This window comes from Burkholderia arboris (assembly GCF_902499125.1).
Taxonomy (GTDB): Bacteria; Pseudomonadota; Gammaproteobacteria; order Burkholderiales; family Burkholderiaceae; genus Burkholderia; species Burkholderia arboris.
In genome coordinates, this window is the sequence record NZ_CABVPX010000001.1 from 127,004 (window position 1) to 153,754 (window position 26,751).

Annotated in this window: 23 protein-coding genes; 11 read left to right on the top strand and 12 right to left on the bottom strand. The window is 69.5% G+C overall.

What is annotated here, in order from left to right; translation table 11 throughout:
- The first annotated feature begins 4 nt into the window (after positions 1–4).
- The 4 genes from BLA15945_RS00585 to BLA15945_RS00600 all read left to right on the top strand — a co-directional run bounded on the left by BLA15945_RS00585 (position 5) and on the right by BLA15945_RS00600 (position 3,622).
- Positions 5–1,057 carry a CmpA/NrtA family ABC transporter substrate-binding protein gene (locus BLA15945_RS00585; RefSeq protein ID WP_174991202.1) on the top strand — a complete coding sequence of 351 codons (1,053 nt, stop codon included), beginning with the start codon at positions 5–7 and terminating at the stop codon, positions 1,055–1,057.
- A gap of 127 nt (positions 1,058–1,184) precedes the next feature.
- Positions 1,185–1,784 carry a uracil-DNA glycosylase family protein gene (locus BLA15945_RS00590; protein ID WP_174991203.1) on the top strand — a complete coding sequence of 200 codons (600 nt, stop codon included), beginning with the start codon at positions 1,185–1,187 and terminating at the stop codon, positions 1,782–1,784.
- 82 nt (positions 1,785–1,866) lie between these two features.
- Positions 1,867–2,808: a helix-turn-helix transcriptional regulator gene (locus tag BLA15945_RS00595; protein ID WP_059240369.1), complete on the top strand. Its 942-nt coding sequence runs from the start codon at positions 1,867–1,869 to the stop codon at positions 2,806–2,808.
- 115 nt (positions 2,809–2,923) lie between these two features.
- On the top strand, positions 2,924–3,622 hold the full coding sequence (locus BLA15945_RS00600) for a fumarylacetoacetate hydrolase family protein (RefSeq protein ID WP_059240368.1): 699 nt from the start codon (positions 2,924–2,926) through the stop codon (positions 3,620–3,622).
- Between the two features lie 56 nt (positions 3,623–3,678).
- Here the strand turns inward: BLA15945_RS00600 and BLA15945_RS00605 are convergent, their stop codons facing one another.
- The 5 genes from BLA15945_RS00605 to pdxR all read right to left on the bottom strand — a co-directional run bounded on the left by BLA15945_RS00605 (position 3,679) and on the right by pdxR (position 9,608).
- A complete protein-coding gene (locus tag BLA15945_RS00605; protein WP_059240367.1) occupies positions 3,679–4,224 on the bottom strand; it encodes a DUF4303 domain-containing protein in 546 nt (181 codons plus the stop codon).
- A 126-nt stretch (positions 4,225–4,350) separates the two neighbouring features.
- A complete protein-coding gene (locus BLA15945_RS00610; RefSeq protein ID WP_174991204.1) occupies positions 4,351–5,562 on the bottom strand; it encodes an MFS transporter in 1,212 nt (403 codons plus the stop codon).
- A gap of 228 nt (positions 5,563–5,790) precedes the next feature.
- Entirely contained in the window at positions 5,791–7,374 is a 1,584-nt protein-coding gene (locus BLA15945_RS00615) for a trypsin-like peptidase domain-containing protein (protein ID WP_174991205.1), read from the bottom strand.
- A 311-nt stretch (positions 7,375–7,685) separates the two neighbouring features.
- Positions 7,686–8,090 (bottom strand): hypothetical protein, encoded by a 405-nt coding sequence (locus tag BLA15945_RS00620; RefSeq protein ID WP_226196377.1) that lies wholly within the window; start codon positions 8,088–8,090, stop codon positions 7,686–7,688.
- A gap of 39 nt (positions 8,091–8,129) precedes the next feature.
- Positions 8,130–9,608 (bottom strand): MocR-like pyridoxine biosynthesis transcription factor PdxR, encoded by a 1,479-nt coding sequence (gene pdxR, locus BLA15945_RS00625; RefSeq protein ID WP_059240364.1) that lies wholly within the window; start codon positions 9,606–9,608, stop codon positions 8,130–8,132.
- Positions 9,609–9,802: 194 nt separating this feature from the next.
- Between pdxR and BLA15945_RS00630 the strand changes: the two genes are divergently transcribed.
- On the top strand, positions 9,803–11,005 hold the full coding sequence (locus tag BLA15945_RS00630; protein WP_233464092.1) for a GNAT family N-acetyltransferase: 1,203 nt from the start codon (positions 9,803–9,805) through the stop codon (positions 11,003–11,005).
- Between the two features lie 24 nt (positions 11,006–11,029).
- On the opposite strand, the gene BLA15945_RS00635 is transcribed toward BLA15945_RS00630, so the two are convergent.
- Together BLA15945_RS00635 and BLA15945_RS00640 are read right to left on the bottom strand one after the other, a co-directional pair.
- Positions 11,030–11,512, bottom strand: a complete 483-nt coding sequence (locus BLA15945_RS00635; RefSeq protein WP_174991207.1) for a DUF3331 domain-containing protein — start codon at positions 11,510–11,512, stop codon at positions 11,030–11,032.
- Positions 11,513–11,556: 44 nt separating this feature from the next.
- Positions 11,557–12,768 carry an MFS transporter gene (locus BLA15945_RS00640; protein ID WP_059240973.1) on the bottom strand — a complete coding sequence of 404 codons (1,212 nt, stop codon included), beginning with the start codon at positions 12,766–12,768 and terminating at the stop codon, positions 11,557–11,559.
- A 211-nt stretch (positions 12,769–12,979) separates the two neighbouring features.
- Here BLA15945_RS00640 and BLA15945_RS00645 point away from each other — a divergent pair, with 211 nt between their 5' ends.
- The 5 genes from BLA15945_RS00645 (at position 12,980) to BLA15945_RS00665 (ending at position 19,267) form a co-directional block, all read left to right on the top strand.
- Positions 12,980–13,720, top strand: coding sequence for a GNAT family N-acetyltransferase (locus tag BLA15945_RS00645; RefSeq protein WP_174991208.1), 741 nt, complete (start codon positions 12,980–12,982; stop codon positions 13,718–13,720).
- A 347-nt stretch (positions 13,721–14,067) separates the two neighbouring features.
- Positions 14,068–15,132 carry a 2,3-butanediol dehydrogenase gene (locus tag BLA15945_RS00650; protein WP_174991388.1) on the top strand — a complete coding sequence of 355 codons (1,065 nt, stop codon included), beginning with the start codon at positions 14,068–14,070 and terminating at the stop codon, positions 15,130–15,132.
- 436 nt (positions 15,133–15,568) lie between these two features.
- Positions 15,569–17,500: a sensor histidine kinase gene (locus BLA15945_RS00655; RefSeq protein ID WP_174991209.1), complete on the top strand. Its 1,932-nt coding sequence runs from the start codon at positions 15,569–15,571 to the stop codon at positions 17,498–17,500.
- Positions 17,501–17,642: 142 nt separating this feature from the next.
- Complete coding sequence (locus BLA15945_RS00660; protein WP_174991210.1) at positions 17,643–18,299, top strand: VC0807 family protein; 657 nt, start codon at positions 17,643–17,645, stop codon at positions 18,297–18,299.
- A 101-nt stretch (positions 18,300–18,400) separates the two neighbouring features.
- A complete protein-coding gene (locus tag BLA15945_RS00665; RefSeq protein WP_174991211.1) occupies positions 18,401–19,267 on the top strand; it encodes a CPBP family intramembrane glutamic endopeptidase in 867 nt (288 codons plus the stop codon).
- A gap of 30 nt (positions 19,268–19,297) precedes the next feature.
- Here the strand turns inward: BLA15945_RS00665 and BLA15945_RS00670 are convergent, their stop codons facing one another.
- The 5 genes from BLA15945_RS00670 to BLA15945_RS00690 form a co-directional block, all read right to left on the bottom strand.
- The gene (locus BLA15945_RS00670; protein WP_059240356.1) at positions 19,298–20,278 is read right to left on the bottom strand and encodes an aldo/keto reductase; all 981 of its coding nucleotides are present in this window, start codon (positions 20,276–20,278) and stop codon (positions 19,298–19,300) included.
- A 144-nt stretch (positions 20,279–20,422) separates the two neighbouring features.
- Positions 20,423–21,094, bottom strand: a complete 672-nt coding sequence (locus BLA15945_RS00675) for a MarC family protein (RefSeq protein ID WP_059240354.1) — start codon at positions 21,092–21,094, stop codon at positions 20,423–20,425.
- A gap of 127 nt (positions 21,095–21,221) precedes the next feature.
- Positions 21,222–22,022 carry an enoyl-CoA hydratase-related protein gene (locus BLA15945_RS00680; RefSeq protein ID WP_174991212.1) on the bottom strand — a complete coding sequence of 267 codons (801 nt, stop codon included), beginning with the start codon at positions 22,020–22,022 and terminating at the stop codon, positions 21,222–21,224.
- Between the two features lie 38 nt (positions 22,023–22,060).
- Positions 22,061–23,383, bottom strand: a complete 1,323-nt coding sequence (paaK, locus tag BLA15945_RS00685) for a phenylacetate--CoA ligase PaaK (RefSeq protein ID WP_174991213.1) — start codon at positions 23,381–23,383, stop codon at positions 22,061–22,063.
- A 103-nt stretch (positions 23,384–23,486) separates the two neighbouring features.
- Positions 23,487–25,043, bottom strand: coding sequence for a 3-hydroxyacyl-CoA dehydrogenase (locus BLA15945_RS00690; protein ID WP_059240348.1), 1,557 nt, complete (start codon positions 25,041–25,043; stop codon positions 23,487–23,489).
- Positions 25,044–25,594: 551 nt separating this feature from the next.
- Between BLA15945_RS00690 and BLA15945_RS00695 the strand changes: the two genes are divergently transcribed.
- Positions 25,595–26,683, top strand: a complete 1,089-nt coding sequence (locus BLA15945_RS00695) for a calcium:proton antiporter (protein WP_174991214.1) — start codon at positions 25,595–25,597, stop codon at positions 26,681–26,683.
- The last annotated feature ends 68 nt before the right edge of the window (positions 26,684–26,751 follow it).

Consider the following 26,751-nt stretch of genomic DNA (forward strand, 5'->3'; position numbering starts at 1 on the left):
TGCCATGGATACCTCACCTCCCGCCGCGCCGGAACGCGCGCATCTTCGCCTCGGGTTCGTCGCGCTGAGCGACGCGGCCCCGCTGATCGTCGCGCAGCGCCTGAACCTCGGCGCGCGTCACGGCCTCACGCTCGAACCGAGCCGCCAGCCGTCCTGGGCCGCCGTGCGCGACAAGCTGTTGAGCGGCGAACTCGACGCCGCGCATGCGCTGTACGGGCTCGTCTGCGGGTTGCAGCTCGGCATCGGCGGCCCGCAGGCCGACATGGCCGCGCTGATGGTGCTGAACCGCAACGGCCAGGCGATCACGTTGTCGCGCGGGCTCGCCGACGCGTACCGTGACACCGCGAGCGTGCGCGCCGCCTTCGCGACGCTCGGCCGCAAGCCGCTCCTGGCGCAGACGTTCCCGACCGGCACGCACGCGATGTGGCTGAACCACTGGCTCGCGTCGCATGACGTCGATCCGCTGCGCGACGTGCGCAGCGTCGTGATCCCGCCGCCGGAGATGGTCGCCGCGCTCGCCAGCGGCGAGCTCGACGGCTTCTGTTCCGGCGAGCCGTGGCACGCGGTGGCCGACGCATGCGGCGCAGGCCGGACCGTCGCCGTCACGAGCGAGATCTGGCCCGATCATCCGGAGAAGGTGCTCGCGACCCGGCGCGATTTCGTCGCGCTGTATCCGGCCACCGCGCGCGCGCTGATCCGCACGCTCGTCGATGCGTGCGCGTGGCTCGACAGCGCCGCGCACCGCCGCGAGGCGGCCGACTGGCTCGCGTCGCCCGATGCGCTCGGCGTGCCGGCCCGGCTGATCGCGCCGCGCCTGCTCGGCGATTACGGCGCGGGGCCGTTCGCCGCGCCGCCGCTGCCGATCCGCTTTCACGACGGCGGCACCGTGAACCGGCCCGATCCGCGCGAAGGCCAGTGGTTCCTGTCGCAATACCGGCGCTGGGGCATGCTCGACGGTTCGCACGACGACGCGGGAATCGCCGCGGCGATCGCGCAGACCGCGTTGTATGATGCAGCGGTCGCCGAAGGCAGCGCAGCGGGTCCGTCGCGGGCCTGATGCGTGCCGTGCGGTGCGACAGGCGCGTGCTTCCGGGCCGCGCCATGCCGATCCGGGCCGCCCGGCGGCTGCCTGCCTGCGCCGCCCGTGCGACACCGCCTTGCCACTCCGCCCCCGCTCAGAACCGATGTCGAAACGAACGCGCGCGCCGCTCGACGTGCTGCTCACCGAAATCCGCGCGTGCCGTGCCTGCGAAGCCGACCTGCCGCTCGGCCCGCGCCCCGTCGTGCGCGCCCATCGCGACGCGCGCATCCTGATCGTCGGGCAGGCGCCGGGCGCGCGCGTCCATGCGAGCGGCATCCCGTGGGACGACGCGAGCGGCAAGCGGCTGCGCGGCTGGCTCGACGTCGACGCCGAGACCTTCTACGACGAGACGCGCTTCGCGATCGTGCCGATGGGTTTCTGCTATCCGGGCCGCGGCGCGAGCGGCGACAACCCGCCGCGCCCCGAATGCGCGCAACTGTGGATCGACCGGCTGCTGGCCGAACTGCCGTCGATCCGGCTGACGCTGCTGATCGGCCAGTACGCGCAGCGACATTTCCTGCGCGATGCGCGCAAGGCCACGCTGACCGACACCGTGCGCGCATGGCGCGAATACGGCCCCGACGTCCTGCCGCTGCCGCATCCGTCGCCGCGCAACCAGGCATGGTTCAAGCATCGCCCGTGGTTCGACGCCGAGGTCGTGCCCGAGCTGCGGCGCCGGGTCGCGCCGCTCGTGCAAGGCTGACCGCACGACCGCGGCCGTCCCCGTCGCGCCCGGTTCGCTGTACCATCGCGGCTCAACCGCGTCACGAACAGCAGAATCCTTCATGCCCTCCATCGCCCCGCCGCGCCTGTACGGGATGCCCGAACGCAGCGACCGGCTCGACTTCTACATCCGCGACCAGGCCTCGCGCCAGGCAATCACCGAGCCGCACCGGCACGCGTATTTCCAGATCCAGTTCAACCTCGGCGGCGACACCGAACAGCGGATCGGCGGCGTCACGCGGCCGTTTCCGCGCGGCGCGCTCGCGTTCGTGCTGCCGCACCGCGAGCACCTGATCCCGCATCCGGAAGGCGCGCATTTCATCGTGATCAACTTCAGCCAGGCGTTCCTGCGCGCCGATCTCGACGTCGATCCGCTCGATCTCGAGGACGTGCCCGCGCACCGCTTTCCCGAGTTGACGCCGTTCCGTTTCCAGGAGCATCTCGATTTCATCCTGACCGGCGACTCGTATGACGAAGCGCGCCGCCTCGCGCTGTGCATGCTCGACACCGATCGCGTGCGCACGTTCGGCTCGACCACGTTGCTGCGCGGCTACCTGCTGCAGCTGATCGGGCTCGTCTGCACGCAGTACGCGGGCGCGCTCGACAAGCTCGCGCAGCGCGGCGCCCAGCGTGCGGGCCGGCGCGATGCGCTCGCACGCGTGCTGCGCCACGTGCGCGCGAACCTGACCCGCGAGGACCTGACGCTCGCCGCGACCGCCGAGGCCGCGTTCCTGTCGCCGAACTACCTCGCGCACCTGGTCCGCAAGGAAACCGGCAGCACGTTCACCGATCTCGTGACCGAGCGCCGGATCGCGCTTGCGCAGTCGCTGCTGGCCCATACGAGCCGGCGCATCGCGGACATCGCGCGTTCGGTCGGCTTCCGCGACGAAGGCTATTTCGCGCGGCGCTTCCGCGCGCGGGTCGGCCTGTCGCCGAAGGCCTACCGCGACGCGAACGCCTCGCTGCCGGACAGCGACGACACGCCGCCGGCCGCGGACGCGTAGATTTGTCCCGGTAAAACGCAGTTGCGTCGCATCCGGGCGCACGTTCGTCGGGTATCGTTTCACGCATGCCGGCCCGTGCGCCGGCCTCCGTCTTCCTACCGAACGAGGCCATCCGATGTCCGCCTATGTCATCGACGCTGCCGAGCGTCCTTCCGTCGAAGTCGAACAGTCGTCCGCGCGCTTTCCGGTGCGCCGCGTATTTTGCGTCGGCCGCAACTACGCCGACCATGCCCGTGAAATGGGCGCCGATCCCGACCGCGAACCGCCGTTTTTCTTCACGAAACCGGCCGATGCGATCGTCCCGGCCAGCGGCACGGTTGCCTATCCGCCGCTGACGAACGACCTCCATCATGAAATCGAGCTGGTCGTCGCGATCGGCAAGGACGGCCGGTCGATCGACCCGGCCGACGCGCTGTCGCACGTGTGGGGCTACGGCGTCGGCGTCGACCTCACGCGCCGCGACCTGCAGGCCGAAGCGAAGAAGCTGAGCCGTCCGTGGGACTGGGCGAAGGGTTTCGATGCGTCGGGCCCCGTGACCGCACTGCGCGCGGCATCGGCCACCGGCCACCCGGCGGCGGGCCGCATCTGGCTCGCGGTCAACGGCGACACGCGTCAGCAAGGTGACCTGGCCGACATGATCTGGGCGGTGCCCGATGTCATCGCGTACGTGTCGCGCTCGGTCGAGCTGAAGGCCGGCGACCTGATCTTCACCGGCACGCCGGCCGGTGTCGGTGCGCTGCAGCCGGGCGACCGCGTGACGGGCGGCGTCGACGGCGTCGCGACGTTCGAATTCGTGGTGGGCGCCAAGCCGTAATGACGCGTGCGCGGCGGCTGCCCGTCCGGGGCCGCCGTGCGATATCCCGATGCAGGTCAGCCGAAACGGCGCAGGAATGCGTCGGCGACGGCCGGCGGATTCAGCGCTTTCGCCGAGGCGTTTTCCAGCGCCCTGGCTGCGTCGTCGTCGCTGATCGACACGAACAGCGTGATCGCCGCCCGCTCCTCGCCCGTGCCGAACAGGCCCTCGCGGTCGAGCAGCCGCAATCCTTCGATCATGTCGGCGTGCAGTTGCCGGGTGAACTCCGCGAACCGCGACTGCGCAAATTGCGGGCTCAGCACTTCGTCGGCCAGCCTTCCGCAGATCGCATTGAACGGCGACGCTTCTGCCGCCTCATAGGCCCATTCGGCAGAACCCCACCTATACCAGGGCGCCGGATCGTCGTCCGCGATCGCCCGTTGCGCGCGGATCCGGCGCAACCCTTCGATCGAATTGGCCGCCGGCACCACCGTCATCGCGCCACTGTCCGTATACAGCGCGAACACGTAGAAATGCTCGTCCGGGTGCAACGCCCGCAGTGCCTTGAAGGTCGCCCGCGCGGCATCGGCAATGTCCCGCTGGAAATCTGAAAAGTCGCTCATCGCATCCTCGTCCAGTCACCCTTCGCGCGCGTCGGGGAACATGGCTCGCGGAGGGTGCGTCGTCTCCCGGTATGCGACGGATTGTCCGTCATTCGGCCGCGACACGGTACCGGGCCGCACCCGCGGTCATCGCGCGGCGTCCCGTGCATCGAACGCCCGCACGCAAAAAGCGGCCGCCAGCGCAATCGCCGCCGACAGCAGCATCATCGCGAGCGGCACATACCCGGCGTTGCCGGCGGTCAGCACCGCGCCCGTCAGCGACGACAACGCGGCGCCGCCGGCGATCGCCATCGCGCCGGCCAGCCCCGATGCGCTGCCCGCCAGTTCCGGGCGCACCGACAACGCACCCGCGTGGGCGCCGGGATTGGTCAGCCCGTTGCCGATGCCGACCAGCACGCACGGCCCGAACCATGCAAGCGCATGCGTCGCGCCGCCGGACATCAGTGCAAGGCCGATCAACGGGCCCGTACACGCGACGATCCGTCCGCACAGGATCGTCGTGGCCAGCGCGTAGCGGCGCGCGACACGCGCGGCCAGAAAGCTGCCCCCGACGAACCCGGCCGTGATCGTCCCCATGTAGACGCCGATCTCCGCCGGCGCAATGCCGAACACCGTTTTCGCGGCGAGCGGCGCGCCGGCCAGGAACGCGTAGAACGCGCCCGTCGAAAACGCCATGCAAAGCGCATAGGCCCAGAAACGGCGCGCGCGGAGCAGCGCCGGATACGCACGAAGCTGCTGCCGGAAACTCGACGAGCGGTTCGTATGGGTTTCGACGAGATCGAATGCGCACCAGCCGAACAGCGCGATACCGGCTGCGCCGAGCAACCCGAAACCCGCGCGCCATCCGGCCATCTGATCGAGTGCGCCGCCGAGCGTCGGGCCGAGCATCGGCGCAAACGCGGCGGCCATCGCCGCATAGCCGATCCGGCTCGCTGCGCGCGCGCCGCCGCCGGTATCGCGGATCGTCGCCATCGACACGGGATAGACCGACGTGATCGCCGCCTGCATCAGGCGGCATGCGAGAAACATGCGGATATCGGTCGCCAATGCGCAGCCGAGCGAGCCGAGCGCGAACACGCCGACGCTCGTCAGCACGATCGGCCGCCGCCCGAACCGGTCCGACAGCGGCCCCGTCACGAACTCGAGCGACGCGGCCACCGCCGCGTAACCGCCGAGCGACAGTGCGACGAGCGCATAGTCGACGTGCAGGTCGCGCGCGATCGCCGGCAATGACGGCAGGAACAGGCTCAGCGGCAGTACCGAGAGCGCGCACAGCAGGATCAGCGTCGCATGTCGCGGCGACGCCGGTTCGGACACGGACGACAGGTTCGATTGCAAGCGGATGGCCCTCCGCGCACGCGCCGCATGGCCGTGCGCAACGCAAAAAAAAGCCCCCGAACGAGTCGGGGGCGCATGGGTGCCGGCGCGGTGCCGCTACCGGACCCTGCGCCTGTGGACTACTACGATGAAGCAAGCCGTTTTCATGCCGAATGACTCCTGAATGCGTGGCTGGCTGCCAGCGATACCGGACGATGTTAGGCGGAGGGCGCCGGCCGCGTCAACGCCCTAACGCGCGCGCACCGACACGAACTTCCGCGCGTTGTTGCGCTGGATCAGCACGGCGATCACGCTGCCGCCGCTCGCTTCGAGCGACTGCACGTCGTCCGGCGTCTCGAGCAGCGTGTCGTTGAGCTCCAGCACGACGTCGCCCGGCTGGATGCCCGCGCTCGCCGCCGGGCCGTGCACCGCGTCGACCATCATCCCGACCGCAAGCCCCGTCGAACGGCGCTCGTCGTCGCTCAGCGCGTGCATCGTCAGCCCGAGGCGATCGCCGCGGTCGCCGGCGGCCGGCCCCGGCCGCGCAGCAAGCGCCGGCGCGGCCATGCCCGCAGCCGCACCCGCGGTGCCGGCCGCCTCGTCGGCGCCCGTAATCGTCAGCATCACCGGCGCGCGGTTGCGGATCACCCGCAGCGGCGCCTTTTCGCCGGGCGGCAGCGCGGCGGCCAGGTCGTTCAGTTCGGCCGAGCGGCCGATCGCCTTGTCGCCCAGTTTCACGATCACGTCGCCGGGCTTCAGTCCGGCGGCCGCAGCCGGCGAGCCGGGCGCGACACCGTTGACGAGCGCACCGGCCGGACGCGGCAGCCCGAACGCCGCGGCCAGCCCGACGCCGACGTCCTGGACGTCGACGCCGAACGCATTGCCGGGCGACGCGCCCGGCGCCGGCGCCTGCTGCGCGTGCATCTGGGCCTGCTGTTGCGCCTGCAACTGCGCGCGCACCTTTGCCGCGAACGCGATCGGGATCGCGAACGTCGTGGTCGCGTAGCGGTCGGCGCCCGTATAGACCTGCACCGCGATGCCGATCACGTCGCCCGCGCGATTGAACACGGGGCCGCCCGAGTTGTCCGGGTTCGGCGCGATGTCGGTCTCGAAGAACGGAAACGCGCTGCCGTCCGGCAGCCGGTGCGACGTCGCGCTGACGATGCCGGCCGTGACCGTGTTGCCCGATCCGTCCGGCGCGCCGATCGTCATCACCGGTTCGCCCGCGCGGACCTTCGATGAATCACCGACGCGCACGAACGGCAGCTTCGTCGCGTTGACGCGCAGCACGGCGACATCGCTTTGCGGATCGACGGCCAGCACCGTCGCCTTGAATTCGCGGCGGTCGGTCAGCCGCACCGTCACGTCGGTTGCTTCGTCGACCACATGGGCCGACGTGAGGATCAGGCCGTCGGCACTGACGATGAAGCCCGAGCCGCTACCCGATACCGCGCGAGGCGCCGTGTCGGGCGCCGGCGCCTGCGGAGCCTGTGCCCCTTGCGCTGGCCCCTGCGCCGGCGGCGGTGCGTCGTGCCGGAAGAATGCGGCGAGCGGATCGTCGGGATCGAGGATCGCGAAGGACGGGCCGCCGGATTGCTGGTCGGGTGCGGTGGCCATGATGGTCACGACCGCCGGGCCGTAGCGCTCGACGATCGCCGGGAAATCGACCGGCATCGCATACGGCACGGCGGGCACCCTCTGCTTCATCGCGCGTGGCGCGGCAGGCGGCGCGACGGTGGCGGCAATGGCAGCCGGCGGCGGCAAGAATCCGGCAAACACGCCCCCGATCAACGCGGTGCGAAGCACGGCGCGAGCAAGCGTCTGGCAAACCACGGTGCACCTCCCCCGGCAGTCGCGGCGCCAACTTGCGCGAAACGCGCAGGCGCCCGACAAGCACCGGTACACGCATCCATTTATAGCCCACGCGCCGGTTGGAACATACGAATCGAAACCCGTATGCCGGCGGGAGGCGGCAGGTGCGAAGCCGCGATGGCGGTCGTTTCGAACAAAGTCGGCGATTCGTCAATCCGCACAAATCCGATCACGCGGCCTGCGCCGGCGTTGACCGGACACGAGAGACCGGCGCAGCCGGCATGCGCAGAATGCCTCGCCGCCCTTGGCGGAACAGCATCGCCACACGCGGGTTACTTGACGCACCAGTAGCGCGCCGCGAATTCCTTGTTGATCGTCACCGAGACCATCCCGTAAGCGCCGCGCGGCGGCTTGCCGTCCGTGCATGCGGCGCTGTCCGACACCCAGTACACGATATTGCCGCGCTTGAACGACCAGTCGGTGCTCACGCACGGATCCGTTCCGCCCGTTGCTTCCATGCCGCCGCGCACTTCGACGTCCGGCTTCTGGTCGACCGGACGCGGCTTGTTCCAGGCACGGTAGCGCAATGCGCCATCCGCAACGCGGTCGATCACGACGTGATGCTTGTCGGTATCGCAGATGAAGCCATCGCTCGTGGGTTGCGCGTGTGTGACGGCCGCCGCCAGCGATGCGCAGGCAACGGCAACGAACAGGAATGATTGACGGAGCGTCGTCATGAGCGGTCAGCGGGAAGTTCGAATGGCGGAACCATACCGTCACGCGTCACCCGCGTCCACCCGCTCCGCAATCGCCGACAACATCCGCAACATCGGCTCGAACGCATCGGCCGACGTATTGCCGAAACCGAGCACGAGCCCGTTGCCCGCCCGCCCCGCATCGATCGAAAAGCCCGACAGCGGAAACGGCCCGATCCCGTGCGTGCGCGCCGCGTCGACGATCGCGCGGTCGCGATAGCGCGCCGGCAGCCGCAGCGCGAGATGCAGCCCGCACGGGCCGCCCTCGACCTGATGCGGCACGCTCAGGTTGCCGTCGAGCGCCGCAAGCAGCAATCGCCGCCGGTCGCGATACAGCCGGCGCATCCGCCCGAGATGCCGGCCGTATTCGCCCGTCTCGATGAAATCGGCGAGCGCAAGCTGCACGTGCCGCGTCCCGCCGCGCAGCATCTCCGGCAGCACCGGCCGCACGGCGGCCAGCAACGCCTCCGGCAGCACGAGAAAACCGATGCGTAGCGCCGGAAACATCGTCTTGCTGAACGAGCCGAGATAGACGACCGGCGAATCGGGCGCGAGCCCGTGCATCGCGCCGATCGGCTCGCCGGTGTGACGGAATTCGCTGTCGTAGTCGTCTTCGATGATCCATGCGCGATGGCGACGCGCCGCATCGATCAGCGCGAGCCGGCGCGAGATCGACAGCACGGCGCCGGTCGGGAACTGGTTCGACGGCGTCGTGTAGACGAGGCGCGGCGTCCGTTCGCGCCAGTCGTCCTCTTCCGCGCGCAACCCTTCCGCGTCGACCGGCATCGGCACGACGTCGAGGTCGGCCGCCTGCATCGCGGTACGCGCGCCGCGATAACCGGGCTCCTCGACCCACACCGTATCGCCGGGATTCGTCAGCAACTGCGCGCACAGCGCGATCGCGCCCTGCGCGCCTTCCGTGATCACGATCTGCTCGGGATCGCAGCGCACGCCGCGCGTCACGGCCAGGTGGCGTGCGATCGATTCGCGCAGCGCGGGCTCGCCGAGCGGATCGCCGTACGCCAGCAGGTCGCGGCCGGCGCGGCGCAGCGCGCGGTCGATCGCGTGCCGCCACGCGTCCACCGGGAAATGCGTCAGCGCGGGCACGCCAGGCCGGAAACCTTCCGTTTCGCCGGTGCCGACAAGGCTCGGGCGAATCCGCGCGAGCCGCTGCGCGACGGCCGGCGGCGCGGCACGCCGGCGCGGCGGTGCGGGCCGCGACAGCCCGACCACGCGCGTGCCGCGCCGGTCCGACTGCAGGAAGCCCTCGGCGACGAGCTGCTCGTAGACGGCGGCCGTCGTGTTGCGCGACACGCCAAGCGTCTCGGCCAGCGCGCGCGTGCCGGGCAGCCGCGTGCCGGCCGGCATCGTGCCGCCGAGAATCGCGTCGCGCACGCGGCGCAACAGCTGGCGCTGCAGCGACGGTGCGCCCGGCGTGCGCGCCAGCGGCGCATCGAGCGGCAGCAACGGCGCGTCGCCGGGAGAAAAGGCAGTCGTCATCGGAACGTCGCAGCGTGAAAGTGTCGGAATCCGGCGCACGGCGCACGGCGCACGGCGGGCGGCGGGCGGCGGGCGGCCACATATCGTGGCACCATAAATTTACCGCTCTCTGGCGCTTCTCATGGTACCTCGCCGGGACTACGATCGTCTGCATGCCGGCATGTCGCCGGCCGCCAACCGAAGCGAGATCGACCTTGTCCACGCTCACCAACGCTTTCCAGCAATCCATCGGCCAACCCGTTCCCGACTGGTCCGCGCGCCCGCGCCCGGAGCGCATCGCGCTCGAAGGCCGCTACTGCCGGCTTGAAGCGCTCGACGCCGAGCGCCATGCGGCCGACCTGTATGCGGCCTACTCGCAAGCGCCCGACGGCAGCGACTGGACCTATCTCGCGCACGGCCCGTACGCCGACGAGGCGAGCTACCGTGACTACGCGCGAGGCGCGCAGGCGAGCCCCGATCCGCTGCACTACACGGTGATCGATCGCGCCACCGGCCGCGCGGTCGGCACGCTCGCGCTGATGCGCATCGATCCGGCCAACGGCGTGATCGAGGTCGGCTCCGTCACGTTCTCGCCGCTGCTCAAGCGCACGCCGGTCTCGACCGAAGCGCAGTTCCTGCTGATGAAGTATGCGTTCGACACGCTCGGCTACCGGCGCTACGAATGGAAGTGCGACGACCTCAACGAACCGTCGCGCAAGGCGGCCGCGCGGCTCGGCTTCCGTTACGAAGGCACGTTCCGGCAGGCGATCATCTATCGCGGCCGCAACCGCGACACCGCGTGGTTCTCGATCATCGACGGCGAATGGCCGGACGTCCGCGCCGCATTCGAAACGTGGCTTGCGCCCGGGAACTTCGACGCTGAAGGCAACCAGCGCCAGTCACTCGCCGCGATCCGCCACGCACAAGCCAGCGAACGCGATGCGGCCAGCCGCGCGAACGACGCCACGCGCGTCACGGTGCGCCCGCTCGTTGCGGCCGACGAAGCCGCGTGGCGCCCGCTGTGGCAGGGTTATCAGAAGTTCTACGACACGGCGCTGAGCGACGCGGTGTTCGCCACCACGTGGGCGCGCCTGATGGATCCCGCCGAACCGATGTTCGTGCTGGGCGCATTCGACGCATCGGGTGCACTGGTCGGGATCGTGCACTCGATCTACCACCGCTCGTGCTGGACGGAAGGGCCGTACTGCTACCTGCAGGACCTGTACACCGCCCCCGACGCACGCGGGCAAGGTGCGGGCGGCGCGCTGATCGAAGCCGTGTACGAACGGGCGCGCGAAGCCGGCGCGAGCCGCGTGTACTGGCTCACGCACGAGACCAACACGACCGCACGTGCGCTGTACGACAAGCTCGCGAACAATGGCGGTTTCATCCAGTACCGGCACGATCTGAAGAAGTAACGCCGTCCTGCTACCGGCCGGTGTTCAGCCGTGGACCTCGGCCGGATCGCGTGCGTCGCCGTCCCCCGGCGCGCCGTCACGCGACGCGCCGGCCACGCCTGGCACCGAGGCCGGGCAGATCATCTCGTCGCCATTGGCCGGCACGGGCCGCCGCACCGGCCGGAACACCGGTTCGCCGGCCTCGATCGGTTGCCCCGAGATCGCGCAGCGACCGGGCTGTAACGCGACGCGCAAGCGCCAGCGTTGCTCGCCGTAATGGCAACGGCCGCTCTCGACCCAACGAATCAGCAGGCCGTCGTCGCCCGCCTCCAGCACCGTGACGAACAGTTGCGGACGCAACTGCGAGACCGCCGCCTCGGCGTGCTCGGGAATCGGCGCACGGCCGATCGTCACGAGCGGATGCGCGACGCCGGCGCCGCGCGACGGCATCGCATCGTGATCGTCCAACGCCGGTGCATCGCACGACAGGTCTTCTTCGCAGATCAGGCTTTCCATGATGTTGAACATGCTTGACGGATTTCCGTGCAGGTTGAACGGCGCCGGCGCCGCGCTCAGCGCCGGCCCATCGGCTCGCGCAGCAAGGACAGGCCGATCGCCGCGCCGGCGACGGCCGCCGCGAGCATCAGCCCGATGCCGCCGGACCAGCCGAATGCCCCGACGATCGCGCCAATCGTCAGCGGGCCGATCACCTGGCCGAGATAGTTGCCTTGCACGACCCAGCCGATGCTGAGCGGCGCCAGCGACGGCGACGGTGCGGAGCCCGGCGCGCAGGCCAGGATCGTCGCGGGCAGCATCCCGGCGATCGCCGAGAACGCGAAACCCAGCGCGACCGCGAGCGGCGCGGGGGTCGCCGCGCTGAACAGCCCTGCGCCGGCCGCGCCGATCGCGACCGACGTCGCGGCCATCACGATCCCCGGCCGCGCACCGCGCGACAACAGCCAGCCGGCGGTCAGGTTGCCGGTCACGCACGCGGCGACGATTGCCGCGCTGATCAGCCCCGCCGCGCCCACCGCAACGCCGAGGCGCTGCATCAGGAACACCGGCAGGAACGTCATCACCGCGAAAAACTGCACGTTGTAGGTCGCGAAGCCCAGTGCGAGGAGCGTGGTCGAGCGCGACGCGAGCACGTCGCGCAGCGCAGGCCCGATGCGCGTGGCGCTTGCCTGCCGCGACGGGACATCGGCCGAGGTGGTGACCGGCACCGCGGCCGCCGCGACGAGCGTGAGCGCCGCGGCCGCCAGCCAGCCGTTGCGCCAACCGCCGAGCAGCGGCCCGACCAGCATCGACAGTGCCATGCCGGCCGGCATGAACGTGCTCCACAGGCCGAACGCGAGATTGCGCCGCTCGGGCGGCGTCACGCGGTTCAGCACGGCCGGTGCGGCGACCACCACGATCACGAAGCCGAGCCCTTCCGCGAATCGCGTGGCCAGCAGCAGCGCGAAACTGCCGGCCCACGCGCCCGCGATGCTCGACAGGCCGAGGATGACGAGGCCCGTCATCAGCAGCAGCCGGTCGCCCCAGCGCCGCACCAGCAGGCCGGCGGCGATCCCGCCGAACACGCCGACGAACGGAAACACCGACATGATCCCGCTCAGCGATGCGAGCGAGCCGCCGAACTCGTGCTGGAGCGACGGCAGTGCGATCGTCGCCTTGCCGACATGCAACGCCGACACGATGCTGGCCAGCACGACGTTCGCGACGGCGGCCCGGTAGCTGCGCGACGGCCGCATGGCGGCATCGGCCGCGACAGGCGCTTCGGTCATCTTCACCTCCGTTGAAACGGCCGCGTGCAACGGGATGTCCACGCGGTCGCAATCGGACTGGCGCACATGATACAAATTGAAGTTAACTTCAAGTAAAGGGGTAATGTGCGCAACGCTCCATTTCAGCGATCGCAGCAATGGCCCGCGCGACACGCGGCGGCATCCTGATCTAAGCTGTCGGCCTTGTCCCGACAACGCTGCGCGCCCACCCATGCCGACCGCCTCCCCCGCCCCGGTCACGCTGTTCCCGCTCGACGAAGCCTGGTCGGCCTTTCCCCGCCGCAAGGCGGCCGTGCGCACCTTCATCGCCGGCTACTGCGCCGCGCGCGACCGGTGCGACGCACCGCTGCGCGACAGCCCGGACGGCCACGTCGTGCAGTTCGACGGCGGCATGGGCCGGCCTTTCGAGCACTTCGTGATCGAGGGTGCGCCCGTGTCCGGCGACGGCCCGTTCGCCGTCGGCGCGTGGATCACGCGCTACGGCGCCGCCCCGCTGCCGCCCGCGCTGCGCGGCAGGACACGCCGGCTGTCGGACGAGCATTTCATGGCCGCCGATATCGGCGTGCTGTCCGGCGACGACGCACTCGCACATGCGCTTGCCTGCGATACGCCGGGCGGCGTCGACGCGTTCAACGCCAGCGACGCATTCCCGCCGTTCCAGCCGAATCCGGCCGCGTTCCTGTTCGCGCACCGGCTCGACGGGCAGATCGCGGCCACCGCACGCTACGGCTTTGCGTCGCCGCGCGATATCGTGGTCGATCGCGTCGGAACCGCGGACGCATTCCGGCGTCGCGGCCTCGCAACGCAACTGCTCGCCGCGATCGTCGCGCACGCGCGGCAACGCGGCGCACAGCGCGTGTGGCTCATCTCGACCGAAGCCGGCCAGCCGCTGTACCGCGCCGCCGGCTTCACGCCGCTCGCACCGGTCTCGGTGGACGAAGTCTTGGCCTGAACGCGCATCGAATCGTGCCGCCGATCGTGATGCGTCTCGCGATTCGTCTCATTCGCTGAGACGAATGTCCCGGCGTCTCAGCCGATTCACCGTTTCGCAGTCGCAACAAACATGACGCGCGCAACCCGCCGGATTGCTTTACGTCAACGAAAGCCGGCGTGTTGCGCCGCACACTTCACACGCTGACCGAGCGCCGCATCCCGTCCCGATTCACGCTGGCCCCGTTCCTGCATACCGGTCGATCGCGCAATCGCGCGACGGGCGCACCGGCAGCCACGCCTCGCGCCCGACGACAACCCGACGGAGACAGCAACGTGAGTACACCGGCACCGAACACCGCCCCCCGCATGAAAGCCGCCGTCTGGCATGGCCGCCAGGACATCCGCGTCGAAGAGGTTCCCGTTCCGGAGCGCCCGCCCGCTGGCTGGGTCACGATTCGCGTGCACTGGTGCGGCATCTGCGGCTCCGATCTGCACGAATACGTCGCCGGGCCCGTATTCATCCCGGTCGACGCGCCGCACCCGCTGACGGGCCTGAAGGGCCAGTGCATCCTCGGTCACGAGTTCAGCGGCGAAATCGCCGAGCTGGGCGCGGGCGTCTCCGGCTTCGCGGTCGGCGATCGCGTGACGGCCGACGCGTGCCAGCATTGCGGCACCTGCTGGTATTGCCGGCACGGGCTGTACAACATCTGCGAGAACCTCGCTTTCACCGGGCTGATGAACAACGGCGCGTTCGCCGAATACGTGAACGTGCCGGCCGAGTTGCTGTACAAGCTGCCCGACCATTTCCCGACCGAAGCCGGTGCGTTGATCGAACCGCTCGCGGTCGGGCTGCATGCGGTGAAGAAGGCCGGCAACATCGTCGGGCAAACCGTCGTCGTGGTCGGCGCGGGCACGATCGGCCTGTGCACGATCATGTGCGCGAAAGCCGCGGGCGCCGGGCGCGTGATCGCGCTGGAAATGTCGGCCGCGCGCAAGCAGAAGGCGCTGGAGGTCGGCGCGAGCGTCGTCATCGATCCGAAGACGTCCGACGCGATCGCGGAAGTCAAGGCGCTGACGGGCGGCTACGGCGCCGACGTGTCGTTCGAGTGCATCGGGCACACGGCCACCGCGAAGCTCGCGATCGACGTGATCCGCAAGGCCGGCAAGTCGGTGATGGTCGGCATCTTCGAGGAACCGACGCCGTTCAACTTCTTCGACATCGTGTCGACCGAGAAGGAAGTGATCGGCTCGCTCGCGTACAACGGCGAATTCGCGGATGTCATCCGCTTCATCGCGGACGGCCGCATCGACGTGCAGCCGCTCATCACCGGACGCATCGCGCTCGGCGACATCGTCGCGCACGGCTTCGAGGAACTGGTCAACCACAAGGACCGCAACGTGAAGATCATCGTCCAGCCGGCCCTCTCCTGACGCCGCGCGCGGTGCGGTATCGATTCGCACCGCGTCCCCCTCTGGTCCGACGTTGAGCGTCGCCCGCGCACGGGCGACGCGCCTGCCTGCCGACGCTTTCCCGCCACCACCCATCTCCTTGCCGCCATCGCCGGACGCGGCCGTCATGCCGATCTCCGTTGCGAAACGGCATCCATGAACATTCGCAATCCAAACCATTCACCGCTACGTGCCGCACGCCTGGCGCACGATCAGGGTTTCCCCGGGTCAAGCGCGATTCTTCCGGTGTCGACAGGAAGGTGGCGCAAGGCGATCCGGCGCCACGCGCGATCCGGCTTCCCGGCCGCGATCGTTGCCGCCCCGCGACGGCGGAACACCTGTTGAACCTCGCGGCGCAATCGCGCCGACAGGCCGAGAATACGGGCCTTCCCGGGATAGCTTGCAAACAGGGTGTGTCATGAATCTCTCGTTCAATCGGGAATGCGCAAACAACGTTCGATCGCTGACGATCCAGCAGAAGACGCATATCGGCGTTGCACTCGTCACCACGCTGCTGGCCCTGCTGTGCGGCACGATCATCTGGGGGAGTGTCCGGCAATACCGGCAGGAAAACGCCGATCTGCAAAGCTTCGAATTCATCCACGGCGCGATGGCCGCCGCCAACATGATCTCGGCCGAGCGCGGCCCGACGAACGACCTGCTGGTACGCCTGCAGCGCGACGATGCGACGGAGCTGCGCAACCTGCGCGCGGCACGCGATCGTTCCGACCAGGCACTCGCGCGCTTTCGTACCGCGATCGGGCAGGCCGCCGCGCTCGACGACCGCGAGCGCAGCAACCTGCTGCGCTCGCTCGACGCGATCCGGATCACGCTCGCCGATGCCCGCGCGGAAGTCGACGCGCTCGACGCCCGGCCGCTCGCATCACGCACCGTCCACGCGATCCAGCATGCGCAGGCGCGCCTGTTCCGCGTCGTCGACGCCGTGTCGCTGCTGATCGACGGCGCGATGACCGATACGGCGATGGGCGACCCGCACACGTCGGGCGCGATCCTGCTGGCGCGGCTCCTGAGCGATCTCCGCGAATACGCGGGACGCACGGGCTCGCTGCTCGTTGCGCCGATGTACAGGCGGCAGGTGCTCGACCGCCCGCAGTTCGCGGACATCATGCGGATGCGCGGCCGCATCGAGCAATTGCGCGCGCGGATCGACGGCGCGATCGGCGCGCAGCTCGACGATGCCGGCGTCGCCCGCGCGTACGCGCAGCTCAACGCGGCGTTCGACGATCGCCTGCTCCCGCTCGTCGACACGGTCGTCGCAAGCGGCCAGACCGGTGCCTACCCGATGAGCGCCGCCGATTTCTCGAGAACGATCGTCCCGTACTTCCAGCCTTGCGAACTGCTGCGCGACCGCGTGATCGACCTGGCGCGGCGGCGCGCCGTCTCGGACCGGAACACGGCCCGGATCAAGGTGGCGATGTCGGCGATCGCGGCCCTGCTCAGCGTCGCGATCCTGCTGTCGCTCACGCGCGGCACGCAGCGGCTGCTGTCCAAGCCGCTCGATACGCTCGGCCGCCGGATCGTCGCGCTCAGCGACGGCGATACGACGCACGTCGCGATGCCGCGCGGGATTGGGCCCGAGATCACCCGCATCCACGACGCGCTGGAGGTATTGCGCAATGCGTATGTCCGCCGCGACATGCTCGAACGCCAGCGCAACGACATGCTGACGCTGTTCTCGCACGACATGCGCGCGCCGCTGACGTCGCTGATCATCCTGATCGACGCGCAGGAACACCGTGCGGGCGATGCGCAGACGAAGCGACAGTGCGCGAGAATCGGCAAGCTCGCGCGCCACACGCTGGCGATGGCCGACGGTTTCGCGCAGTTGTCGCGCGCGGAGGCCAGCGAATACGAGCGCGTGCCGGTCAACCTCGCCGACCTGATGAACGAGGCGCGCGACGCCGTATGGCCGATCGCGCACCGCAAACATATCTCGATCGACGACGTGCCACGGCGCGACGACGCGATCGTGCCGGGCGACCCGGCCCTGCTGTCGCGCGCGCTGATCAACCTGCTGGACAATGCGATCAAGTACAGCGCGCCGCTCACGAGCGTCGAATGCCGGGTCGAACCGGGCGCCGACGGCAGGACCGTACGCTGCACGATCCGCGACAACGGATGCGGGATCGGCAGCGCGGACCAGGCACGGCTGTTCGAACGCTACCGGCGCTTCCGCACCGCCGGACAACCGGAAACCAGCGGCGTCGGGCTCGGCATGGCGTTCGTCAAGGCGGTCGTCGAACGGCACGCCGGCGAGATCCACGTGCAGAGCGCCGTGCTGCAAGGCACCACGATCACGATCACGCTGCCGGCGGCGGTCAACGCGTGACGAAGCCGGCGCCGGCAACCGGCGGTTGCGACACCGCAGCCCGGCGCGATTCTTCGATATACTGGACCGAACCCTTTTCGGGGCAACCGGGGACAACCACACCTTTCGCGCGTTCGCCCCAACCTGCGTGGAATTGCGACCCGTGAAACCGCGAGCCGGACTGATTCTCGAACTCTTCGTCAACCTCGTGCTGCCGTGGGTGGCCTATCGGGTCGCGCATCCGCATTTCGGCGAAACCGGCGCGCTGTACGCGTCGGCGATTCCGCCGATCATCTGGTCGATCATCGAATTCATCCGCTCGCGGCGCGTCGACGCGGTAGCGGCCATCGTGCTGCTCAGCATCGCACTGTCGATCGTCGGAATGGCGCTCGGCGGCAGCCCGCGTACGCTGCTGATGCGCGAATCGCTCGCGTCGGGCACGATCGGCGTCGTGTTCCTGCTGTCGCTGTTCCGTGAACGCCCGCTGATCTTCTATCTCGCTCGCGCCACCGTGGCCCGCGAAATGGACGGCGGCGCCGCCCATTTCGAAGCGGTCTGGGACGCGCAGCCGGGGCTGCGGCAGATGCTGCGGCTGATGACATTCGTCTGGGGCGCCTTCATGACGCTCGAAATGCTGTTGCGCTGCTGGATGGTCATGACCTGGCCGGTCGAGCGCGTGCTGGTCGTGTCGCCGGTCATCGGCTACACCGTGTTCGGCTGTCTGCTGGCGTGGACGTTCTGGTACCGGCGGCGGATGCGCGTGCGCAACAGCGTCGACATTCCGGGCCGCAACGGTGTCACCGAGACCGCCGGGCGCTGACGCCCGGCAGGCAGGCCGCCCGGCCATCGCCGGCCCGAGGGCGTGTCACGGCCGCTGCTGTATGATGCGCGGCGTCTCATCCGACAAATGCCTCTCCTGTCATGTCCCTTTCGCTCCTTCCGTGCGCCACGATCTGGATCGCCCTGTTCGCGGCCGCCGCATTCGCCTGGCATCGCCCGCTGCATGGCCTGAGCATCGGCCTCGCCGCGCTCGGCTATGCGGGCGCGCTGGCGTTCGGCCAGCTCGCGCCGGTCACGCTGGCGCCGCTCGCGCTGCTGGTTGCGGCGACCTGGGGCGTATTGCCCGAACGCCCGCTCGCGGTGCGCATCGCCGCGCACCTCGTCTTTGCCGCGCTCGCGATCGCGCTGAGCCTGCACCTGCTTCCCGGCTTCCACAATCCGCGCGTGATCGCGCCGACGCGCTTCACGCCGGACGCCGTACCGTTCACGATGTACCTGAATTTCGACAAGCCGCTCGTCGGCCTGTGGCTGCTGTGGGTGCTGCCGTGGGTCGCCCCCGACGTCGCACTGTCGCGCGCGCTGCGCACCGGCGTGGTCGCGGCCGTCGCAACGGCCGCCGCGTGCCTGGCGGGCGCACTCGCGATCGGGATGGTCGGCTGGGCGCCCAAGTGGCCGCCGTCGGGCTGGCTATGGCTCGTCAATAACCTGCTGCTGGTCACGCTCGCCGAGGAAGCCCTGTTCCGCGGCTACGTGCAAGGCGGGCTGACGCGCGCGCTCCGCGCCTACGCGTGGGGCCCGTGGGCCGCGCTCGCGACGGGCGCGGTGCTGTTCGGGGCCGCCCATGCGGCCGGCGGCTGGCAATGGATCGTGCTCGGCACGGTGGCCGGCGTCGGCTATGGCCTCGCGTGGCGACGCGGCGGCCTGCTCGCCGCCGCCACCGCGCATGCGGGGCTGAACGTCGTCCATTTCGGGCTGTTCACCTACCCGATGCTCGCCGCCGCGCACTGAGCGCGGCGCGAGCGTCGCCCGCGCGGCCGCTCAGTTGAACCCGGCGACCGCGTGCGGCACGTATGGACGTTCGAGCGTGGCGATTTCGTCGTCGGTCAGTTGCAGCTCGAGCGCGCCGAGTGCATCGTCCAGTTGCTGCGGCTTCGAGATGCCGACGATCGGCGCGGTCACGCCGCGCTTCTGCGCGACCCACGCCAGCGCAACCTGCGCCCGCGGCACGTTGCGCGCGGCGGCAATCGCCGCGACGGCCTCGACGACCGCCTTGTCGGCTTCCGCCGTCGCGTCGTACAGCCGCAGGCCGACTTCGTCCTTCTGCTGGCGTTCCGACGATTCGTCCCAGTTGCGCGTCAAGCGCCCGCGCGCGAGCGGGCTCCACGGAATCACCGCGATGCCTTCGTCCGCGCACAGCGGCAGCATTTCGCGCTCCTCTTCCCGATACAGCAGGTTCAAGTGGTTCTGCATGCTGACGAAGCGGGTCCAGCCGTTCTGTTTCGAAATATGCAGCGCCTTCGCGAATTGCCACGCGAACATCGACGATGCGCCGATATAGCGTGCCTTGCCGGCCTTCACGACGTCGTGCAGCGCCTCGAGCGTCTCCTCGATCGGCGTGCCGTAGTCCCAGCGGTGGATCTGGTAGAGGTCGACGTAGTCGGTACCGAGCCGCTTCAGGCTCTGGTCGATGTCGGTCATGATCGCCTTGCGCGACAGGCCGGCGCCGTTCGGCCCCGGTCGCATCCGGTAGAACACCTTGGTCGCGATCACGACGTCGTCGCGCTTCGTGAAATCGCGCAGCGCGCGGCCGACGATCTCCTCCGACGTGCCGTCCGAATACATGTTCGCGGTGTCGAAGAAGTTGATGCCGGCTTCGACCGCCCGCTGGATGATCGGGCGGCTCTCCGCTTCCGGCAGCGTCCACGGGTGCGTGCCGCGCAACGGCTCGCCGAACGTCATGCAACCCAGCACCAGCTTCGACACGTCCAGCCCGGTCGACCCGAATTTCACGTATTCCATTGCACGCCTCGCCACTCAAGTTGGGTTTGCGGCGACATGCGCATCGCGCATCCGCCGGACGTCGCATGGTATCTCGCAGGGCACAAACGCGTACGGCACGCGCACGCGCGCAGGCTGCGTGAAAGGATGAACCGGGACGGCCCGTTACTTGGCCTGGTCGGCGATCGGCTGCAGAAACGCGGAGAAGCCGGTCAGCATGATCTGCACGCCGATGCACAGCAGCAGGAACGCCGACACGCGCTTCGCAACCTTGGTCCCTTCGCTGCCGAGGTAGCGCGCAAGCAGCGCGGAGCGGCTGTAGACCTGCCAGATCACGACCGCGACGAGCACGGAGACGGCGATCGACACGATGCTCGACAGCATGAACTCCGACAGCTTGTGCGTGCGGTTCGCGTTCAGCGCGATCGCGGTCGCGATCGAGCCGGGCCCGACCGTCAGCGGCACCGTCAGCGGGAAGAACGCGCGCGTCATGATCGCGTTCGCGTCGATCGGCTTGACCGGCGTGTCGCCGCCGCCCGGGCCGTCGGGTTCGTTCAGCATCTGCCAGCCGGCCACGGCGACCGCGAAGCCGCCGCCGATCCGCAGCGCTTCCATCGAGATCCCGAAGAAATGCAGCACCGGCGTGCCGGCAAAGAACGCCACCAGCAGCACGACGAACGAGTTGAACGCCACCTTCCTCGCGAGCAGGTCGCGCTCATGCTCGGTCAGCGCCTCGGTCCGTTCGAGAAACAGGAATGCGATACCGATCGGATTGATGATGCCGATCAGGCCGGTGAAGCCGAACAGGATCTCGGAGATAAGGCGGTTGACGATCATCGGGCGAAGCATCGGTCAGGGCTGGGCCGGCAGCGCGCCGGGGGTCACGCATTGTAGAGCAAGCGCCCGGGCCCGAGACGCAAATTGCGGCCGGGCCCGGCTCGCCGTCGATCGTCGTCGTCCTGCCTTACTCGGCGCCCGCCTCCCAGGCCGGCGGCCGCTTCGCGAAAAAGGCCGCGAAGCCTTCCTTCGCCTCCGGCATCGCCCGCATGCGGGAGATCGTCTGCGCGGTGAATGCCGCGCGCGCGTCCGACGGCGGATACTCGCCGATCGCATCGAAAAAGCGCTTGATCTCCATCAGCGCGTTCGGGCCGTTGCGGCCCAGCTCGGCGAGCGTCCGGTCGAGCGTTTCGTCGAGCGCATCGAGCGGCACGGCCTGGTGGATCAGGCCGATCGCGACGGCTTCGGCGGCGGCAAGCTGCGTCGCGGTCAGCGCGAGCCGGCGCGCCTGGCGCTGGCCGACCGCCTCGACCAGATACGGGCCGATCACGGCCGGCAGGATCCCGAAGCGGGCCTCGCTGACCGAAAAGCGCGCGTGGTCGCTTGCAATCACGATGTCGCAGGCCGCGCACAGGCCGACGCCGCCGCCGAACGCGTGGCCCTGCACGCGTGCGACCGTGGGTTTCGGGCACTGCCGGATCGCGTGCATCATCGCAGCAAACCGCTCGGCGTCGCGCAGGTTCGCGGCTGCGTCGTTCGCGCTCGCGCGCTGCATCCACTGCAGGTCGGCGCCCGCGCAAAATGCACGGCCGTCCGAACGCAGCACGATCGCGCGCACGTCGTCGCGCCGGCCGAGCGTCGTGAACGCATCGGTCAGCTCGGCGATCATCGTCTCGTCGAACGCGTTCAGCACGTCGCCGCGCTGCAGCGCGACGGTCGCGATGCCGCGCGCATCGACCGTGACGGCCAGGGTCTTCAATCCATCCATCGAACAGGTTTCCTCGGGTAGAACGGCAAACATCGGGCTCAGGCGGCCTGGCGGCGGTCGATCACGCGCCGCGCCTTGCCGGTCGCGGTCGCGGGAATCCCGCCGGCCGCCAGCACCGTCACGCCGGACGACACGCCGACCATCGTCTTGATCCGGTGCTGCAACTCGCGCGCAAGCGCCGCGCGATCGCCGTCGGTGACGGACGCCGCCATCTCGGAGCGCAGCTCGACCGCGAGGTCGAGACGGTCCATGTGACCGTCGCGCGACAGCGTGATCTGGAACTGGCCCGACAGCTGCGGCAGCGCAACGACGATCTCTTCGATCTGGCTCGGGAACACGTTCACGCCGCGCACGATCAGCATGTCGTCGGAGCGGCCCGTGATCTTCGCGAGCCGGCGCATCGCGCGTGCGGTCGGCGGCAGCAGCGCGGTGAGATCGCGCGTGCGGTAGCGGATCACCGGCATCGCCTCCTTCGTCAGCGACGTGAACACGAGCTCGCCCTGGCTGCCGTCGGGCAGCACTTCGCCCGTGACGGGATCGATGATCTCCGGGTAGAAATGGTCTTCCCAGATCACCGGGCCGTCCTTCGTCTCGACGCATTCGCACGCGACGCCCGGGCCCATCACTTCCGACAACCCGTAGATGTCGAGCGCATCGATGCCGACGCGCGTCTCCACTTCCTCGCGCAGCGCCTGCGTCCACGGCTCGGCGCCGAAGATGCCGATCTTCAGCGACGACTCGGCCGGGTCCATCCCCTGCCGCACCATCTCGTCGATCAGGTTCAGCATGTACGACGGCGTGACCAGGATGATCTTCGGCTCGAAATCGCGGATCAGCTGCACCTGCTTCTCGGTCTGCCCGCCCGACATCGGCACGACCATGCAGCCGAGCCGCTCCGCACCGTAATGAATCCCGAGGCCGCCCGTGAACAGGCCATAGCCGAACGCGTTGTGCAGCGTGTCGCCCGGGCGGCCGCCGGCCGCGCGGATCGAGCGCGCGGTCACGTTCGCCCATGTATCGATGTCGCGCGCGGTGTAGCCGACCACGGTCGGCTTGCCGGTCGTGCCGCTCGACGCATGGACGCGCACGACCTGCTCGCGCGGCACCGCGAAGAGCCCGAACGGATAGTTGTCGCGCAGGTCGTTCTTCGTCGAGAACGGGAATTTCGCGAGATCGGCGAGCGATTTCAGGTCGTCCGGATGCACGCCGGCCGCGTCGAACGTGCGGCGATAGTGCGGGACGTTGTCGTACGCGTGGCGCAACGACCACTTGAGGCGCTCGAGCTGCAGCGCCTGCAGTTCGTCGCGGCTGGCGGTCTCGATGGGCTCGAGGGCGGCGGCGGGATGCGTCGGGTGAGTCATCGGGGTGCTCCTCCAATGGAGTGATGTCGTTTTCGTGTTCGGTGTGAGCGGGGCCTGTTCCCGCCAATGCAAGTCCGTGATGAGCGGGAACAGGCCCTGGCGGTTAGGACCGGAACGTGCGGCCGGCCGCGTGCAGCGCGGCGAGGCGCGGCGACACGCGATAGCGGTCCTCGCCGTAGCTCGCCGCCAGGTTCGACAGCACGCGATGCACGCGGCCGATGCCAATCGCATCGGCCCACGCGAGCGGGCCGCACGGGTAGTTCACGCCCTTCTCCATCGCGAGATCGAGATCGGCGGGCGAGCACACGCCCTGGTTCACCGTGTCGGCCGCCTCGTTCGCGAGCATCGCGACGGTGCGCATCGCGACCATCCCCGGCACGTCGGCGACGCCGACGACGCGGAAGCCCGCTTGCTGGAACAGGCCGACCGCGTCCGCATATGCCGCGTCGCTGCACTGGAGCGCGCGCGTCAGCGCGACGAGCCCGGCCTGCGCGTAATCGCGCGCAAGATCGACGAGCACGAGATCGGCCACGCCCGTTTGCGCGGCACGGGCGGTGGCCGTCCGGCCGTCCGTCAACGCGATCGACGCGCGGCCGGCCGTGGCGAGCAGGTCGTCCGGCTGCGCGCCGGCCTGCCGGGCGCCGACGATACGTTCGGCGAAGCGTGCATGCAACGCGGCAGCCGGACCGTCCTGCGCAAACAGCACGACGTCGGCCGGCGCGTCGCGCGGCGGTTCGAGATCGGGTGCGGGCGGCGGCGCGCCGTCTGCATACGCATAGAAGCCGCGCCCCGACTTGCGCCCGAGGAAGCCCGCATTCACGAGTTCCTGCTGGATCAGCGACGGCGTGTAGCGCGGATCGTTGAAATACGCGCGGAACACCGATTCGGTGACGGCGAAGTTCACGTCGTGGCCGATCAGGTCCATCAGCTCGAACGGCCCCATGCGGAAGCCGCCGGCTTCGCGCATCACCGCGTCGATCGAGGCCGGCGTGCCGCCCTGCTCGTTCAGCACACGCAGCGCCTCCGCGTAGTACGGCCGTGCGACGCGGTTCACGATGAAACCCGGCGTCGATTTCGCCATCACGGGCCGCTTGCCCCACGCGGCGGCAGTCGCATGGAGCGCCTGCGCGACACCGGGCGCGGTCGCGAGCCCGCTGACCACCTCGACGAGCGCCATCAGCGGCGCCGGATTGAAGAAATGCAGGCCGGCGACGCGTTGCGGCACGCGCAGCCCGGCCGCGATCGACGTGATCGAGATCGACGACGTGTTGGTCGCCAGCACGCACGCGTCGTCGACATGGCGTTCGAGCGTCGCGAAGATCTCGCGCTTCACGTCGAGCCGCTCGGCCGCCGCCTCGACGATCAGCGCGGCGCCCGCGAAATCGGCCAGCGCGCGCACTGCACGGATCCGGTTGCCGGCCGCGTCGGCCTGCGCCGGTTCGAGCCGGCCTTTCTCCGCGAGTCGCGCGAACTGCGCGCGAATGCCGGCGAGCGCCTTGTCGCACGCCGCTTCGTTCAGGTCGTACAGCAGCACCGTGTGGCCGGCCGCGGCTGCGACCTGCGCAATGCCTGCGCCCATCGCGCCGGCGCCGATCACGCCGACGACGGACGACGGCGCCAGCGCGCCCGAGTTCACCGATTGTGCAGAGGAAACAGCCATCGCTTGCGATCCGTCATGAAGTGGAAGTGCGGCCTATTATAAACCGACCGGTCGGTAGATTTATGTCAGGGCGAGCCCGAATTTGTCGTGCAAGAGCGCGTTACGGAAACTGCAAAGGTAAAAAAATTGGAAGATCAGGGCACTTTTTGTAAACCGAAAGGTCAACGTAAGCGTTCGAATATGAGATAGTGACCCCCGAACGCCTGATAAAATTCGACAAACCGCCGGATTTCAGGGGGAAACCGCGTGTCACGCCGCCACCGCCGTCCACCGCCCGCCGCCCTCTCCGGGGCGGAACCGAGCCTCCGGCCCGCGCGTCGTCGCGTGTGCTTGCCTCGCCGTCTGCGGGCAGCTGCATCGAACCGTTTCATCCAGCGACGGGCTTCAGCCCGCCCGCGCCCCTCGCCGCCTCACGGCAGCGAACCCAGGGCAGCACCGTTGCGTGCTGCCACCCTTCGGTTTCATCGTCCTCGTTCGGCGGATAGTACGGCCGGGCTTCGTCAACCCGTGACGGCGCGTCGCGCGCCGCCACTCGCATAAGGAAACCCTCCATGCCGCTCTCGTCCAACCAGCTCCCGCGCTGGACCCTCTGGGCCCCGCTTGCCGCCTGGCTGGTACTCGCGCTGTCGCGCGTCGTGCCGGCCGAAGGTCTCGTCATCGCGGTGTTCGCTGTCGCGCTCGCCGGCGCCGTGTTCGCCGCCGTCCACCATGCGGAAGTCGTCGCGCACCGCGTCGGCGAACCGTTCGGCACGCTCGTGCTCGCGGTCGCCGTGACCGTCATCGAGGTCGCGCTGATCGTGTCGGTGATGCTCGGCGCGGGCCCCGAGAAATCGGGCCTCGCACGCGACACCGTGTTCGCCGCCGTGATGATCATCTGCAACGGCATCGTCGGCATCTGCCTGCTGGTCGGCGCGTGGAAACACGGCGAACAGGACTTCCAGGGACGCGGCGCGAGCAAGGCGCTCGCGGTACTCGCGTCGCTGTCGGTGCTGTCGCTCGTGATGCCGAACTACCTGAGCGCCGCGCCGGGCCCGTTCTTTTCGAAATCTCAGCTCGCGTTTGCCGGCGTTTCGTCGCTCGTGCTGTACGGCGCATTCGTGTTCGTCCAGACCGTGCGCCACCGCGACTACTTCCTCGCCGCGCACGACAGCGCGAACGAGTCGGTGCACGCCGCGGCGCCGAGTACGCGTACCGCCATCATCAGCATGATCCTGCTGTTCGTGAGCCTCGTCGCGGTCGTGCTGCTCGCGAAGCTGCTGTCGCCGGCGGTCGAGCACGCCGTGCTGAAGCTTGGCGCGCCCGAAGCCGCGGTCGGCATCGTGATCGCCGCGCTCGTGCTGCTGCCGGAAGGGCTCGCGGCCGTCACCGCCGCGCGTGCGAACCGGCTGCAGACCAGCATGAACCTCGCGCTCGGTTCGGCGCTCGCGAGCATCGGGCTCACGATCCCGACCGTCGCGGCCGTGTTCATCTGGGTCGGCCAGCCGCTCACGCTCGGCATCGGGCCGATGGAAACCGTGCTGCTGGCGCTGACCTTGCTGGTCAGCACGCTGACGCTCAGCCAGGGGCGCACGACGGTGCTGCACGGCGTCGTGCACTTGTCGCTGTTCGCCGCGTACCTGTTCCTGTCGATCACGCACTGACGCCCGAAAACGCGCGGCCCGGCGGATCACGCCGCCGGGCCGCGTTTTTTTACGCCCCTTCACCCACG

What these genes read in the sequence shown, in the direction of transcription:
- BLA15945_RS00585 (WP_174991202.1), top strand. Translation starts at nt 5, where the DNA reads ATGGATACCTCACCTCCCGCCGCGCCGGAACGCGCGCATCTTCGCCTC.
- BLA15945_RS00590 (WP_174991203.1), top strand. Translation starts at nt 1,185, where the DNA reads ATGTCGAAACGAACGCGCGCGCCGCTCGACGTGCTGCTCACCGAAATC.
- BLA15945_RS00595 (WP_059240369.1), top strand. Translation starts at nt 1,867, where the DNA reads ATGCCCTCCATCGCCCCGCCGCGCCTGTACGGGATGCCCGAACGCAGC.
- BLA15945_RS00600 (WP_059240368.1), top strand. Translation starts at nt 2,924, where the DNA reads ATGTCCGCCTATGTCATCGACGCTGCCGAGCGTCCTTCCGTCGAAGTC.
- BLA15945_RS00605 (WP_059240367.1), bottom strand. Translation starts at nt 4,224, where the DNA reads ATGAGCGACTTTTCAGATTTCCAGCGGGACATTGCCGATGCCGCGCGG.
- BLA15945_RS00620 (WP_226196377.1), bottom strand. Translation starts at nt 8,090, where the DNA reads ATGACGACGCTCCGTCAATCATTCCTGTTCGTTGCCGTTGCCTGCGCA.
- pdxR (WP_059240364.1), bottom strand. Translation starts at nt 9,608, where the DNA reads ATGACGACTGCCTTTTCTCCCGGCGACGCGCCGTTGCTGCCGCTCGAT.
- BLA15945_RS00635 (WP_174991207.1), bottom strand. Translation starts at nt 11,512, where the DNA reads ATGTTCAACATCATGGAAAGCCTGATCTGCGAAGAAGACCTGTCGTGC.
- BLA15945_RS00640 (WP_059240973.1), bottom strand. Translation starts at nt 12,768, where the DNA reads ATGACCGAAGCGCCTGTCGCGGCCGATGCCGCCATGCGGCCGTCGCGC.
- BLA15945_RS00645 (WP_174991208.1), top strand. Translation starts at nt 12,980, where the DNA reads ATGCCGACCGCCTCCCCCGCCCCGGTCACGCTGTTCCCGCTCGACGAA.
- BLA15945_RS00650 (WP_174991388.1), top strand. Translation starts at nt 14,068, where the DNA reads ATGAAAGCCGCCGTCTGGCATGGCCGCCAGGACATCCGCGTCGAAGAG.
- BLA15945_RS00655 (WP_174991209.1), top strand. Translation starts at nt 15,569, where the DNA reads ATGAATCTCTCGTTCAATCGGGAATGCGCAAACAACGTTCGATCGCTG.
- BLA15945_RS00665 (WP_174991211.1), top strand. Translation starts at nt 18,401, where the DNA reads ATGTCCCTTTCGCTCCTTCCGTGCGCCACGATCTGGATCGCCCTGTTC.
- BLA15945_RS00670 (WP_059240356.1), bottom strand. Translation starts at nt 20,278, where the DNA reads ATGGAATACGTGAAATTCGGGTCGACCGGGCTGGACGTGTCGAAGCTG.
- BLA15945_RS00675 (WP_059240354.1), bottom strand. Translation starts at nt 21,094, where the DNA reads ATGATCGTCAACCGCCTTATCTCCGAGATCCTGTTCGGCTTCACCGGC.
- BLA15945_RS00680 (WP_174991212.1), bottom strand. Translation starts at nt 22,022, where the DNA reads ATGGATGGATTGAAGACCCTGGCCGTCACGGTCGATGCGCGCGGCATC.
- paaK (WP_174991213.1), bottom strand. Translation starts at nt 23,383, where the DNA reads ATGACTCACCCGACGCATCCCGCCGCCGCCCTCGAGCCCATCGAGACC.
- BLA15945_RS00690 (WP_059240348.1), bottom strand. Translation starts at nt 25,043, where the DNA reads ATGGCTGTTTCCTCTGCACAATCGGTGAACTCGGGCGCGCTGGCGCCG.
- BLA15945_RS00695 (WP_174991214.1), top strand. Translation starts at nt 25,595, where the DNA reads ATGCCGCTCTCGTCCAACCAGCTCCCGCGCTGGACCCTCTGGGCCCCG.